The sequence below is a fragment of the Burkholderia sp. MR1-5-21 genome (assembly GCF_053427715.1).
In genome coordinates this window covers 22926-36076 of sequence record NZ_JBSAXD010000023.1, presented here as the reverse complement: position 1 = coordinate 36076, position 13151 = coordinate 22926, and the positions used below count along the sequence as shown (strand labels likewise).

9 protein-coding genes are annotated in these 13151 nt (G+C 65.2%); 5 read left to right on the top strand and 4 right to left on the bottom strand.

The features are described from left to right. The first annotated feature begins 166 nt into the window (after positions 1 to 166). Complete coding sequence (locus ACV229_RS27320) at positions 167 to 379, top strand: hypothetical protein (RefSeq protein WP_448086232.1); 213 nt, start codon at positions 167 to 169, stop codon at positions 377 to 379. Between the two features lie 76 nt (positions 380 to 455). Here ACV229_RS27320 and ACV229_RS27315 read toward each other — a convergent pair whose 3' ends face one another. The 4 genes from ACV229_RS27315 to ACV229_RS27300 form a co-directional block, all read right to left on the bottom strand. Beyond that, on the bottom strand, positions 456 to 2594 hold the full coding sequence (locus ACV229_RS27315; protein ID WP_448086231.1) for an Agd3-related carbohydrate deacetylase: 2139 nt from the start codon (positions 2592 to 2594) through the stop codon (positions 456 to 458). Positions 2595 to 2669: 75 nt separating this feature from the next. Then, the gene (locus ACV229_RS27310; protein WP_448086230.1) at positions 2670 to 2864 is read right to left on the bottom strand and encodes a hypothetical protein; all 195 of its coding nucleotides are present in this window, start codon (positions 2862 to 2864) and stop codon (positions 2670 to 2672) included. Positions 2865 to 3516: 652 nt separating this feature from the next. Next, positions 3517 to 5655 (bottom strand): Agd3-related carbohydrate deacetylase, encoded by a 2139-nt coding sequence (locus ACV229_RS27305; protein WP_448086229.1) that lies wholly within the window; start codon positions 5653 to 5655, stop codon positions 3517 to 3519. A 73-nt stretch (positions 5656 to 5728) separates the two neighbouring features. Then, the gene (locus tag ACV229_RS27300; RefSeq protein ID WP_448086228.1) at positions 5729 to 5983 is read right to left on the bottom strand and encodes a hypothetical protein; all 255 of its coding nucleotides are present in this window, start codon (positions 5981 to 5983) and stop codon (positions 5729 to 5731) included. A gap of 562 nt (positions 5984 to 6545) precedes the next feature. Here ACV229_RS27300 and ACV229_RS27295 point away from each other — a divergent pair. From ACV229_RS27295 to ACV229_RS27280, 4 genes are all read left to right on the top strand, one after another. Then, positions 6546 to 8108 carry a multicopper oxidase family protein gene (locus ACV229_RS27295; protein WP_448086227.1) on the top strand — a complete coding sequence of 521 codons (1563 nt, stop codon included), beginning with the start codon at positions 6546 to 6548 and terminating at the stop codon, positions 8106 to 8108. Between the two features lie 265 nt (positions 8109 to 8373). Next, positions 8374 to 8901, top strand: a complete 528-nt coding sequence (locus ACV229_RS27290) for a sigma-70 family RNA polymerase sigma factor (RefSeq protein WP_448086226.1) — start codon at positions 8374 to 8376, stop codon at positions 8899 to 8901. A 3-nt stretch (positions 8902 to 8904) separates the two neighbouring features. Then, on the top strand, positions 8905 to 9918 hold the full coding sequence (locus ACV229_RS27285; RefSeq protein WP_448086225.1) for a FecR domain-containing protein: 1014 nt from the start codon (positions 8905 to 8907) through the stop codon (positions 9916 to 9918). 324 nt (positions 9919 to 10242) lie between these two features. Continuing rightward, entirely contained in the window at positions 10243 to 12738 is a 2496-nt protein-coding gene (locus ACV229_RS27280) for a TonB-dependent siderophore receptor (protein WP_448086224.1), read from the top strand. Positions 12739 to 13151: the final 413 nt, after the last annotated feature.

The following is a 13151-nucleotide window of genomic DNA, read 5'->3' as shown; positions in this document are numbered from 1 at the left end:
ACGAGGCGGCGCGGCCCCATGAATTGGGGTTGCGTCGTTTGGCGAATGTAACAACGTAACGAGTTGAAACAAGCCTGTAGCGGATCGGCGTTTTTTTGCAGGCTAGGATGTATCGGGCGGCCGGATAGCGACTCACGTCGAAGACTCACGTCGAATGGAGAAGCGAATGCTCAGTCCCCACGAATTGTCCACGTTGCTGCTCGTGCAGCGTTCACCGTATCAAGTGGAAGTCCAGCGACTCGATTTCGTGACGCTCCAGCGCCAGGCGCTGGTCGAGATCGAGCGGCGCGACAGCGGCGCAAGGATCGCCCGATTGACGCGGCGTGGCTCGGAGTTGCTGCGCAAGCTCGGAAGCGCTACGGCCGATCGCACGATTTGAACCGGAAGACGCCCGCCTCGCGGCGGGCGTCTGTCGCGCGGCGGACGTTACCGTCGCGCGCATGCCGGAACGGCGTTCACTGCCACGCGGGCGCGGGCGTGATCTGCGTCGTATACGCGGCGGCCGGCAGCAGCGTGACGGTCGAGATGTTCTGGCCGCTGTAGACCTCAGTCGACGTACCGAACGCGACGCCCGTCACCGGCACGGTGACCGATTTCCCGTCGGTCCGTGACCCGCTGACCGTGATCGACTTGCCCGGCGTCAGCGTTGCCACGACGTTCGACGTGTCGTAGATCATCCGCTGCTGCGCGAGCGTGCCGATGGACAGCAGCGACGGACTCACGATCGGCAGGCTCTTGTAGTACGTGTTGTACTTCGTGAACAGCGCATTCAGCAGGTCGCTCAGCAGCGTGCTCGTGCCGCTGTACGCGCGCACGTTCGACTGGTGGAACATCAGCGGCCGGTTGTCATACGTGATCATGTACACGAGCAACTGGCTGGACACCTCGTCGATCACTTGCGCGTAAGTCAGGTTGTAGCCGAAGCGGGTCGGGTCGATGCCGTTCGCGCCGTAGAAGTAGTTGTACTCCGCAACCCATTCCGACGGCTGCGACACGTTGTAGAACAGCCCGGTCGCGTAGCGCGGCACCTCGAAGATGTTCGTGTTCACGCAGTTGAACTTGCCTGCGTTGAACGCCGGCAGCGGCCACTTCGCTCCGTTGTTGGTCGTCGGGCAACCCGACGTGCCGACGGGCGGCGTCGGCAGCGAGCTGTCCGACACCAGCGTCTGGATGCCGAACGCCTGCAGCGCGCCGAGCGTCGACGCGTTGTACAGACCCGTGATGCCCGGCGTGACCATCGTGTTCGTGTTGTAGGCCTCGAACCCGAACGATTGCGCGACGTTGTCGTTGTTCGTCATCTCGGACGTGACCTGCGAGGCCATCGTCGTGAACGGCGGGTCGAGCAACCGGTGGTCGTACGTGTGGCTCATCCACATGAACGCGTACTCGTTCGCGTTCACCTCGGTCGTCAGCGAGTCCGTGCCGGTGGTCGGGAAGCCGCCCTGGCCACCGAATGCGGTGCCGAAGCCCACGCCGTTGAACGCAATCGTCATCTGGAACGCGGCGGCATTCGGCGTCGACTGGTTCACGGTCGACTGCCAGTTCAGGATGTTGTCGAAGTCGCTGCCGACGATCCGGTATTCGCACGCGGTGGTGCCGGTCGCCGGGTTTGTCGAGCCGACCGGACTGCCGAGCGGGCACTGGCCGGGCGGGTTGGTGTTGGTCGTGGCGCCGGTCGTCGCGTTGTACCACAGGGCCGTCGTGTCCGAGAGCGCGTACGGGAAGATCTCGTCGGGGATGCCGACGTCGTCCACCTCAGGCGCGAGGTACACGTGGCGGCTGCCGAGGAACAGCCCGCGCGTCAGCCAGTTCGCGATCCCGTAGGAGAGGGTGATCGAGTGCGTCAGGTACTGGCTGTTGTCGAACGTCAGCGACATGATTTCGCGCGACGTGCTGTCGCCGGTCAGCGGCGTCGTGTTCGCGAACAGGCAGGTCGCGCCGACCGAGTAGGTCGCTCCGGACACGGTCGCCTGCATGAACGGCGTGACGGTCGTGCCGGTCGGCAGCGGGCTGGCGGCCGATGCGAGATAGGTCCACGCGCCCGAGATCGTGAGCGGATTGGCCGTGGTCGTGCCCGCGTTCATGTACGGGAAGATCGTCTTGCCCGTGGTCGTCAGCAGCGACGGCAGCGCCGTCGTGGACGTGTCCTGGTAGTTCACGTACTGCAGGCAGCCGTTGTCGCTCGGCCACGTGTAGAAGCTCGCGAGCCGCACGTTGTACTTGAACTGGTAGCGGGCGATCGTCTGCGCGAGCGCGCCGCCGGCAAACGGGTTCATGTAGCGGTAGTCGCTGATCGGCAGGATGATCCCCTGGTACAGCGCATGATCGCCGGTTTCCAGCGGGGGCAGTGTCGGGTTGTTCGTGTCGTACGAATAGATCGTGTACGGGATGCCCACGCGATCGAGGATCGACTGGGCGGCGGCGAGTTCGGGTGAACTGCCGGCTTGCTGGCTCGTGATGATCAGGATCTTCAGGTCGATCTGGGCATCGCTCGGCACCGCATGACTGACGCCGGCCGCCGCGCAAAGACCTGCCGCGACGACACAGCGCGCCAAACGCCCGAACAGGCGGGATAGCGTTTGCAAAGCGCTCATGTCAAACCTCACGCATCGTGTCCGAGTGATCGGACGGATCCCCCCGACAATCAGAAAAAGGTACGACGCCTGCAGTTATTGTTTCGAAGTCTGATTCTTCATCGCAGACTTGTGGACGGTGTCGTCCGGATGCGGTCCCGACGGCGAATGCTTTTGCTTGCCAAAGGAATTCGTGCTGGACAGCACCATGCCGTCGCTGTGTACCTGCCGCTTGCCGCTGGCGAACGCGGCCGGCGACGCGAGCCCGGCGGCCGCGATCAGGCCGGACAAAAGGCAGGGCAGCATTGCGCCCAGCCAGCGTGAAGACCGTTTCGGTCCAAGGGTATGCATGGTCCCCTCCCGACGAGGTTGACGTGGTTCAACATGTTGCAAAAATGATCGATGCGGGCGCAACGGGCGCGCCGAGGCGTCGGGACGGGCACTCGCCCAGACGCCGGCGGATTGGAGCAAAAGCGCTCGCGACCAAGCCGGGCATTCGATCGGCGCTGCGAGAACCGCGCGGGAACGGATGCTCGACCGGCTGCGTGCCGGGTGCCTGCGATCGGCTCACGCGTGAAATCGCGTTCACGATTCATCAAGCGAGCAACGTGCCACTGATTGCAAGTCCATGATTTTGCACATGTAATTGGACCGTAATGGTTGTGGGCCGCGTAAAAGCGTTTCAGCGGCGAACGATCGGCTTTGAGGGCGGTTTGGGCGATTGACGTGCCGGTCATGGCGGCATTGGCTCCGGCGGCTGCGCTGACCGGCGAATCGCATGCGTTGCCCGTTGCACCTTCGAAACATGACGGCCGCGCCTGGCAGGCGGGAGCGGACGTGACTCGATCGGATGTTCCGTCGGCGAACCAAAAGAGACGCCCGCCTCGCGGCGGGCGTCTGTCGCGCGGCGGCCGTTACCGTCGCGCGCATGCCGGAACGGCGTTCATTGCCACGCGGGCGCGGGCGTGATCTGCGTCGTGTACGCGGTGGCCGGCAGCAGCGTGATCGTCGAGATGTTCTGGCCGCCGTAGACTTCCTTCGTCGTACCGAACGCGACGCCCGTCACCGGCACGACGACCGATTGTCCGTCGGTGCGCGAACCGCTGACCGTGATCGACTTGCCCGGCGTCAGCGTCGCCACGACGCTCGACGAGTCGTAGATCATCCGCTGCTGCGCGAGCGTGCCGATGGACAGCAGCGACGGGCTCTCGATCGGCAGGTTCTTGTAGTACGTGTTGTACTGCGTGAACAGCGTATTGAACAGGTCGCTCAGCAGCGTGCTCGTGCCGCTGTACGCGCGCAGGTTCGACTGGTGGAACATCAGCGGCCGGTTGTCATACGTGATCATGTAGACGAGCAGCTGGCTGGCCACTTCGGAGAGCACCTGCGCATAGGTCAGGTTGTAGCCGAAGCGGGTCGGGTCGATGCCGTTCGCGCCGTAGAAGTAGTTGTACTCGGCGACCCATTCCGACGGCTGCGACACGTTGTAGAACAGCCCGGTCGCGTAGCGCGGCACCTCGTAGATCGTCTGGTTCACGCAGTTGACCTTGCCGGCGTTGAACGCCGGCAGCGGCCACTTCGCCCCGTTGTTGGTCGTCGGGCAGCCCGACGTGCCGACGGGCGGCGTCGGCAGCGAGCTGTCCGACACGAGCGTCGTAAGGCCGAACGCCTGCAGCGCGCCGAGCGTCGTCGTGTTGTACAGGCCCGTGATGCCCGGCGTGACCATCGTGCTTTTCACGAAGCTCGAGAACCTGAATTTGTTCGCGACGTTCAGGTTCTTCTGCATCTCGGTCGTGACCTGCGCAGCCGTCGTCGTGAACGGCGGGTCGAGCAGCCGGTGGTCGTACGTGTGGCTGATCCAATTGAAAGCGCTCTGCTTTCCGGCGACCTGGGTCGTCAGCGAATCCGTGCCGGTGGTCGGGTAGTCGCCCTGGCCGCCGTATGCGGTGCTGAAGCCCGCGCCGTTGAATGCAATCGTCATCTTGAATGCGGCGGCATTCGGCGTCGTCAGGTTCACGCCCGCTTGCCAGGTCACGATGTTGTCGAAGTCGCTGCCGACGATCCGGTATTCGCACGCGGTGGTGCCGGTTGCCGGGTTGGTCGAGCCGACCGGACTGCCGAGCGGGCACTCGCCGGGCGGGTTGGTGTTGGTCGTGGCGCCGGTCGTCGCGTTGTACCACAGGGCCGTCGTGTCGGACTGCGCGTACGGGAAGATCTCGTCGGGAATACCGACGTCATCCACCTCGGGCGACAGATACACGTGACGGCTGCCGAGGAACAGCCCGCGCGTCAGCCAGTTCGCGATCCCGTAGGACAGCGTGATCGAGTGCGTCAGGTATTGGCTGTTGTCGAACGTCAGCGACATGATCTCGCGCGACACGCTGTCGCCTGTGAGCGGCGTCGTGTTCGCGAACAGGCAGGTCGCGCCGACCGAGTAGGTCGTCCCGGACACGGTCGCCTGCATGAACGGCGTGACGGTCGTGCCGGCCGGCAGCGGGCTGGCGGCCGATGCGAGATAGGTCCACGCGCCCGAGATCGTGAGCGGGTTGAGCGCGGTCGTGCCCGCGTTCATGTACGGGAAGATCGGCTGGCCGGCGAGCGTCAGCAGCGACGGCAGCGCCGTCGTGGACGTGTCCTGGTAGTTCACGTACTGCAGGCAGCCGTTGTCGCTCGGCCAAGTGTAGAAGCTCGCGAGCCGCACGTTGTACTTGAACTGGTAGCGGGCGATCGTCTGCGCGAGCGCGCCGCCGGCAAACGGGTTCATGTAGCGGTAGTCGCTGATCGGCAGGATGATCCCCTGGTACAGCGCATGATCGCCGGTTTCCAGCGGGGGCAGTGTCGGGTTGTTCGTGTCGTACGAATAGATCGTGTACGGGATGCCCACGCGATCGAGGATCGACTGGGCGGCGGCGAGTTCGGGTGAGCTTCCGGCTTGCTGGCTCGTGATGATCAGGATCTTCAGGTCGATCTGGGCATCGCTCGGTACCGCATGACTGACGCCGGCCGCCGCGCAGAGTCCTGCCGCGACGACACAGCGCGCCAAACGCCCGAACAGGCGGGATAGCGTTTGCAAAGCGCTCATGTCAAACCTCACACATCGTGTCCGAGTGATCGGACGAATTCCCCCGACAATCCGAAAAATGTGGCGCTTGCAGTTATTGGTTCGGTGTCCGATTCTTCATCGCAGACTTGTGGACGGTGTCGTCCGGATGCGGTCCCGATGGCGGTTGCTTCTGCTTGCCCCAGGTCTGGGTGCTGGACAGCATCGCGCCGTCGCTGTGCGCACGCTGCTTGCCGTCGGCGAACGCGGCCGGCGACGCGAGCGCGGCGGCCGCGATCAGTCCCGAGAAAAGGCAGGGCAGCATCGCGCCCGGCCAACGCGAAGACCGTTTCGGTCCAAGGGTATGCATGGTCCTCTCCCAACGAGGCTGACGTCGCTCGACATGTTGCAAAAATGATCGATGCGGGCGCAACGGGCGCGCCGAGGTGCCGCACCGGGCACCCATCCGGATGCCGGCGGGCGCGAACCAACGTGCTCCCGGGGCAGCCGGCCCTTCGATCGGACCCGCGAGAGCCGCACGGGGACGGGCTCTCGACCGACTGGGCGCTCGGTGGCCGTGATCGGGTCGCGCGTGCAGTCGAGTCCACTCATACTGGAAGCGAACACCGTACCAGCCGACGCAAGTGCCTGATTTTCCGCAAGTAATGCGTCGTAAACGTTCTCTGCCCCCAAAAAATGTTTCAGCGGCGTAGCGGTGGTCCGGACGGTGGCTTCCGCGATCGGCCCGACGGTCTCGGTGACCGTCGTTTCCGCGTCCGCGCTGCCGGCGCGTTCGGGAAATCGCCGAAGGCGTGCGCGTGCGGACGCCGGGTCGCCAATCGCGCGTCGTCCCGCGGGCCAGCCAGCATTGACGCCGAACGGCCGTCGCGTATGCTTCGGAACACCGGGGGAGCACGCGTGGGGAGGGCCGCATGCGACGCAGAACATTCCTGGCGCGGGCCATTGGTGTCGCGGCGGTGTTGCTGCCGGCGCGCAGCGCATGGACCCAGAGGGCTGGCACGACGGGCATCGACGACACGCCGAAGTCGCGCATCTGCGGGCTGGCCGCGGACGACGCACTGCAGTGCGGCAGGCCGCTCGCGCAACTGCGGACGCTCGCAAACGAGACCGGCACCGGCGGCGTATTCCGCGCGACGCTCGTCGCGCAGCCCGTCGACCGCCCGATGCTGGGCGGGGCCGCGCCGACCGGCTTCTGGCAGTTCGGCGCCGACACGGCGGGGCCGATCGCCGGGCCGCTGATCGACGTGCATGAGGGCGACACGGTCGAAGTCCGCTTCGAGAACCGCCTGCCGCAGCCGTCGACGATCCACTGGCACGGGCTGCCGGTGCCGCCCGATCAGGACGGCAATCCGACCGATCTCGTCGCGCCGGGCGCGTCGCGCGTCTACCGCTTCACGCTGCCTGCGGGCAGCGCGGGTACCTACTGGTATCACCCGCATCCGCACATGATGACGGCGGAACAGGTGTTTCGCGGGCTGGCGGGGCCGCTCATCGTGCGCGCGGCGGACGATCCGCTGTCCGGGTGGCCCGAACGGCATCTGTTCGTGACGGACCTGAAGCTGGCCAACGACGGCAGCATCGCGCCGAACAACATGATGGACTGGATGAACGGGCGGGAAGGGCAGTACGTGCTCGTCAACGGTGCGCGGCGCCCGCTGATCGCGGTGACGGAGGACGAGCGCTGGCGGATCTGGAACGCATGCAGCGCGCGTTTTCTGCGAATCGCGTTCGATGACGACCGCGTATTCGAGCAGGTCGGCACCGATGGCGGACTGTTCGAGACGCCGCAACCGATGATGTCCCTGCTGCTCGCGCCTGGCGAGCGCGCGGAGATACTGGTGCGCGCGGGCGAGCGGGCGTCGCGCGCGGCCTTCGTCGCCGCGAGGTATGACCGGCGCAAGATGTCGATGTCGCACTCCGGGCTGGCGCTGCGGGAGGGCGGCCCGCCGAGCCTGCCGCCCGATGCGACGCTGGCGCTCGCCGACGTGACGTTCGCGCCGGCCGAAGCGCGCGCGCGCCCCGACACGTTACGTGTCGTGCCGCCGCTCGGCAAACCCGTCGCGCGCAAAGCGGTCAGGCTCGGCGAGGAGATGTACATGGCGAAGATGATGTCGGGATCGATGCACGGCCTGCCTTCCGGCATGCACTTCACGGTCAACGGCGAGACCTACGATCCCGGTCGCGTGACGCTCACGAGCCGCGCGGGCGACGTCGAGGAATGGTCGATCCGCAACGACTCGGACATGGACCATCCGTTTCATATCCACGGCACGCAGTTCCAGGTCGTGTCGCGCTCGTTCCGCGGCATCCGGACCCTCGAGTCGCTGCGCGCGTGGCGCGATATCGTCAACCTGCACAGCGGCGAGACGGTGACGCTGCTGACGCGGCAGGCCACGCCGGGCGAGCGCATGTTCCATTGCCATATCCTCGAGCACGGGGACCTCGGCATGATGGGCGTGCTCAAGGTCGTTTGAGCGATGTTTCAGGAATGAACGACCGGCCTGGGCGGCCGGAAGTTGACCGGAGAATCCGGCGATCGTGCTTGGGATGGTTTGCGCGGGACCCAGCCAGACCCCGCCAGCGCCTGCGACATGCCCGCGAACCGGGCGCGATCGGAGCACTGGCGCGGTGCCGCAAGTCAGCAAAGGAGTTGCAAGAATGACATGATTTGGTTTATAAATGGTAATGATTCGCATTTTCCTTACCATCTGCAGCCATTGATGTCGAAAGGGTTGTTCCATGACCGCCGCCCAGTCCGCCGTGCCTCACGACGTACATGCCCTTTACCGCGACCATCATGGCTGGCTGCAGAGCTGGCTGCGCAGACGTCTGGGCAATGCCGTCGATGCAGCCGACCTCGCCCATGACGCATTTCTCCGCCTGATACTCAAACCCGCCCGCGAAGGTTTCGTCAGCGATGCCGAAGCGCGTGCCTACCTGCGCACGATGGCGCAGGGAATGTGCGTCGACCTGTGGCGCCGCCGTCAGGTCGAGCAGGCGTGGCTGGATTCGTTGGCCGCGCAACCCGAACCCTGCGAGCCATCGCCGGAGCACCGTGCGATCGTCGTCGAAACGCTGATGGAGATCGGCGTACTCATCGGCCGGCTGCCCGACAAGGCGAGGCGGGCTTTCATCATGGCCCAGATCCACGAATTGCCCACTCGCGAGATTGCCGGCGAATTGGCCGTGTCCGAGCGAATGGTGCAGAAGTACCTCGCTCAGGCCATGCTGCATCTGGCGCTGATCGACGCCGGACTGACCCACTGACGCATGTCGGCGACGCCTTCCCCGTCTGCCGCCGAGAGCGGTGTCCACGCGGACTTCGCGAGTCTCGAGCAGGCCGCCCACTGGTATGCCGCGCTTCATGCCGACGGGGGAGCCGGTGAACACCGTGACGCGTGGGCGCGATGGCTGGACGAACGTCCGGAACATCGTCGCGCATGGGCCCATATCGAGGCTGTCAGCCGCCGGTTCGAGCCGTTGCGGGGCGAGGGCGGGGGCGAGCGCAACGCGGCCGCGGCTGCCGTTCAGGTTTCCGCCAAGCGCATGGCGGGCCGCCGTCACGTGCTGGGCTGTCTGGCTGCGCTGGGCGGGACCGGCCTCGCCGGCTGGATGGCATGGCGCTTCACGATGCTGCCGGATCGGCTGATCGCGTGGCGATCGGACTATCGTACGCATGTCGGCGCGCAGCGAGACATTCTGCTGGCCGACGGCACGCGCGTCTGGTTGAACACGAACAGCGCGTTCGACGTCGACTACAGCGGTGCGCGACGCCTGCTGACGCTGACGATGGGCGAAATGCTCATCGATACCGGCAAGGACAGGCTGGGGCGGCCGTTCTTCATCGCTACGCGGAACGGCCGGATGCAGGCATTGGGCACGCGTTTCACCGTGCGGCAGACGGAACGGTTCACGCTGCTGGCCGTCTTCGAAGGGCGAGTGGAAATTCGTAACCGCTCGGGGCACACCGAAGTGGTCGTCGCCGGCCAGCAACGGCAATTCACCGCGAGTGCCATTTCCGGCGCGGTACCTGCCGATCCTGCGCGCGAAGCATGGTCGCGTGGCGTGATTCTCGCCGAGGACGTGACGCTCGATGCGTTGATCGCGGAGTTGAACCGGTATCAGCATGGTCACATCGGTGTCGACCCTCAGGTTGCAGGGATCCGGGTGGTCGGCCGCTTCCCGGTGAACGATCCGGACCAGACGCTCGCGATGCTGGAACGCGATCTGCCGATCCGGGTGCGGCACACGCTACCGTGGTGGAGCACGATCGAAGCCCGATGACGCGCGCGGGTCACGCCGCACATCCACGCCCCGCGGGCTGATCGACCAGCCCGCAAATATTTTTCCGATTTCAGTTCGCCTTTCCGGTCCTCATCCGATTAACAGATAGAAGAGGATCGCTTGGAGATCGAGCAGCGCTCCGAATGCCGATCGGGCGCCCTGAAGCGGGGAATCCCGACTGCACGTCGATGACGCCCGTTTCCCGATGGAAGTCGGCTGTCGTCCCGGTGACATCGATCGCATCCGGCAAGCCGGTGTACCTGCGCGCTCAGATGCGCGATGACCCTCTTCCTTGTCAACTTTCACTGCAAGGAAAGCCGTCTTATGCATCGCCTGCCGTGCCCTTCGAACCCGGACGTTCGCGAGCATGCGTGCTGCGTCGACAGACGGGCCGACGTGCCGGGTGCCGCACACGGCCCGGTGGTCCGCGCGGTGCGGTTTGCGGTGCTCGGTGTCGCGCTCGCAGGGGGCGGGGCCTGGTCGCCGGCATTCGCCCAGACGCCCGCCGGCACGGCGCCCCAGGCTGCCGTCCGGCGCTACGACATTCCGGCCGGGCCGCTGTCGGCGACATTGAACCGGCTTGCAGATCAGGCGGATGTCTTGCTCAGCGTGCCGAGCGAGTTGACGGCGGGCAAGACCAGCCCGGGCGTGCAGGGTTCGTATTCCGTCGACGGCGCCTTCCAGGCAATTCTGGCTCGCACAGGTCTCGAGGCGGTGCGGCAAGGCGACGGCAGCTACTCGGTTCGTCCCGTGCCGGTCGCAGGTATTGAACGCGTCCTGCCTGCCATGTCGGTGATCGGCAAGCGAATCGACGATTCCGTCACCGCTCCCTACGCCGGCGGACAGGTTGCGCAAGGCGCCCAGGTCGGCCTGCTCGGCAATCGCGACTATATGGATACGCCGTTCAGCCTGACGAGCTATACGGAAAAACTCATCCGGGACGAACAGTCGACCAGCGTGGCGGAACTCCTGACCACGACCGATCCGTCGGTGCGCGCCGCGATCGACAGCAGCAATCGCTACGATGCGATCACGATCCGCGGGCTTCGCGTCGAAAACAGCGAAATCGCACTCAACGGGCTCTACGGACTCGTGCCGGCCTACCGCGTCGGCCCCGATCCGATCGAGCGCATCGAAATCCTGAAGGGGCCCGGCGCGCTGCTCAACGGCATGCTGCCGCAGGGCAGTGTCGGCGGCAGCGTCAACGTCGTGACGAAGCGCGCCGACGATACGCCGCTTACGCGCCTGACGACCGATTACATGTCCGGCTCGGTGTTCGGCGGCCATGCGGACATCGGCCGGCGTTTCGGGAAGAACGGCGAATTCGGCATCCGCATCAACGCTGCGCGTCGCGAAGGCGATACGCCGATCGACGACCAGTCGCGACGGAACACCGCGCTCGCGGTCGGACTCGATTATCGCGGCGATCGCCTGCGCCTGTTCGGCGACGTCATCTACCAGGACGATTACATGCACGGGGCCGCGCGCGGTTATACCCCGATCGCCGGAATCGGGATCCCGAAAGCGCCGGATTCCCGGATCAATCTCGCGCAGTCCTTTGCGTATTCGAGCTCTCACAGCCTGACCGCATTGGGGCGGGCGGAGTACGACCTTGCATCGAACGTGACGCTGTTCGGTGCGGTTGGCATCAATCGCTTCGGCTACGACAAGCTGGAGGACCCCGGGGCGACCATTACCGACGTGCTGGGCAATGCCACGTCCACGTCGAAATACCAGCAGGGGCGCTCGCATGCGCTGTCGGCGGAAGCGGGCGTCAGGGCGCGCTTCCGCACCGGGCCGATCGAACATCGGCTCGTCATCGGCGGGAATTTCCTTCAGCAGACGACATGGTTCGGGCAGACGGCTTATGGAAGCTATCTGACGAACATCTACTCGCCGACGCGTCTGGCCGGGCCCGGGGCACCCGTATCCGTTTCACCGGAAGCCAAGGACAGCGCGCAGATCCTGCGCAGCATTGCCGTTGCCGATACGCTGTCCGCCGCGGGCGAACTCGTGCAACTCACGCTTGGCGTGCGCCACCAGCAGGTCAACTCCAGCAATTTCGCCGCATCCGGCGCCGAAACGTCGCACCATGACCAGGGGGCGACGACGCCCTCCGTTGCGCTCGTGATTCGTCCGCTCGACCCGTTGTCGTTCTACGCGAACTACATCGAGGCGCTGACGCCCGGCTCATCGCCTCCGGCCGATGCCGCCAATCCCGATCAGGTGTTCGCGCCTTTCAAGTCGAAGCAATACGAGGTCGGGACAAAGCTCGATCTCGGCAACTTCGGGGCAACGCTGGCGCTGTTCCAGATCGATGTGCCGAGCGGCATTGTCGACCCGGTCACGAAGATCTACGGTCTCAATGGCCTGCAACGCAATCGCGGCGTAGCGCTTTCCGGTTTCGGGGAGCTCGGCCGCGGCGTCCGGGTGCTCGGCGGTGTCAGCTGGCTCGACGCGAGGTTGCGCCGAACCCAGGGCGGAGCCAATGACGGGAATCACGCCGTGGGTGCGCCATCGCTCCAGGCCAACGTCGGCGCAGAGTGGGATACGCCCTTCATCCCCGGATTCACGTTGGCCGGGCGCCTCATCTATACCGGCAAGGCCTACGTGAGCCAGGACAACGCACAGCACGTCCCGAGCTGGACGCGTTTCGATCTCGGCGGCCGCTTCACGACGAAGGTCGCGGGCAGGGACGTCACGCTCCGCGCCAGCCTGACCAATCTCTTCAACAAGGACTACTGGCAGGCAAATCCGACCGGGTACCTGATCAGCGGCATGCCGCGCACGTTCTGGCTATCGATGTCGACCGACCTGTAATGCGCTCCATGACGGCAATTGCTTCCCGGTCGTACGGCACGTTCGTGGCGCTTTGTCGCCGGATGACGCGGGTCCCCGCGCGCGGTCCGATTTTTTCACTTGCATCGGACTGCGAAGTTTTTGTTGACTTTGCATCTCAAAAAGGAATAATTCTCATTTCTGTTTTTCTGCGATCCGGCGTTGTGCCGGATGCCGGATGCCGGAGCGGTGGGGTATGGGGCAGGAGGCGCAGTCTCGCGTATTGCGCCATCGCGTTGTTGTCGCCCGGATACATCGAGCACGCGATACGTCAGTCGCAACGGAAGCGTCATTGCCCGTCGGGAAGTGGCAGGTTTTCACAATGAGTCGAAACGGAATCAGAACAATGCAGTCGATCAGGAATGCAGACGGTTTGGGGGAGAAGGCACGTGTTG

Coding starts and splice junctions, on each gene's coding strand:
- ACV229_RS27320 (WP_448086232.1), top strand. CDS start 167: ATGCTCAGTCCCCACGAATTGTCCACGTTGCTGCTCGTGCAGCGTTCA.
- ACV229_RS27315 (WP_448086231.1), bottom strand. CDS start 2,594: ATGAGCGCTTTGCAAACGCTATCCCGCCTGTTCGGGCGTTTGGCGCGC.
- ACV229_RS27305 (WP_448086229.1), bottom strand. CDS start 5,655: ATGAGCGCTTTGCAAACGCTATCCCGCCTGTTCGGGCGTTTGGCGCGC.
- ACV229_RS27300 (WP_448086228.1), bottom strand. CDS start 5,983: ATGCATACCCTTGGACCGAAACGGTCTTCGCGTTGGCCGGGCGCGATG.
- ACV229_RS27295 (WP_448086227.1), top strand. CDS start 6,546: ATGCGACGCAGAACATTCCTGGCGCGGGCCATTGGTGTCGCGGCGGTG.
- ACV229_RS27290 (WP_448086226.1), top strand. CDS start 8,374: ATGACCGCCGCCCAGTCCGCCGTGCCTCACGACGTACATGCCCTTTAC.
- ACV229_RS27285 (WP_448086225.1), top strand. CDS start 8,905: ATGTCGGCGACGCCTTCCCCGTCTGCCGCCGAGAGCGGTGTCCACGCG.
- ACV229_RS27280 (WP_448086224.1), top strand. CDS start 10,243: ATGCATCGCCTGCCGTGCCCTTCGAACCCGGACGTTCGCGAGCATGCG.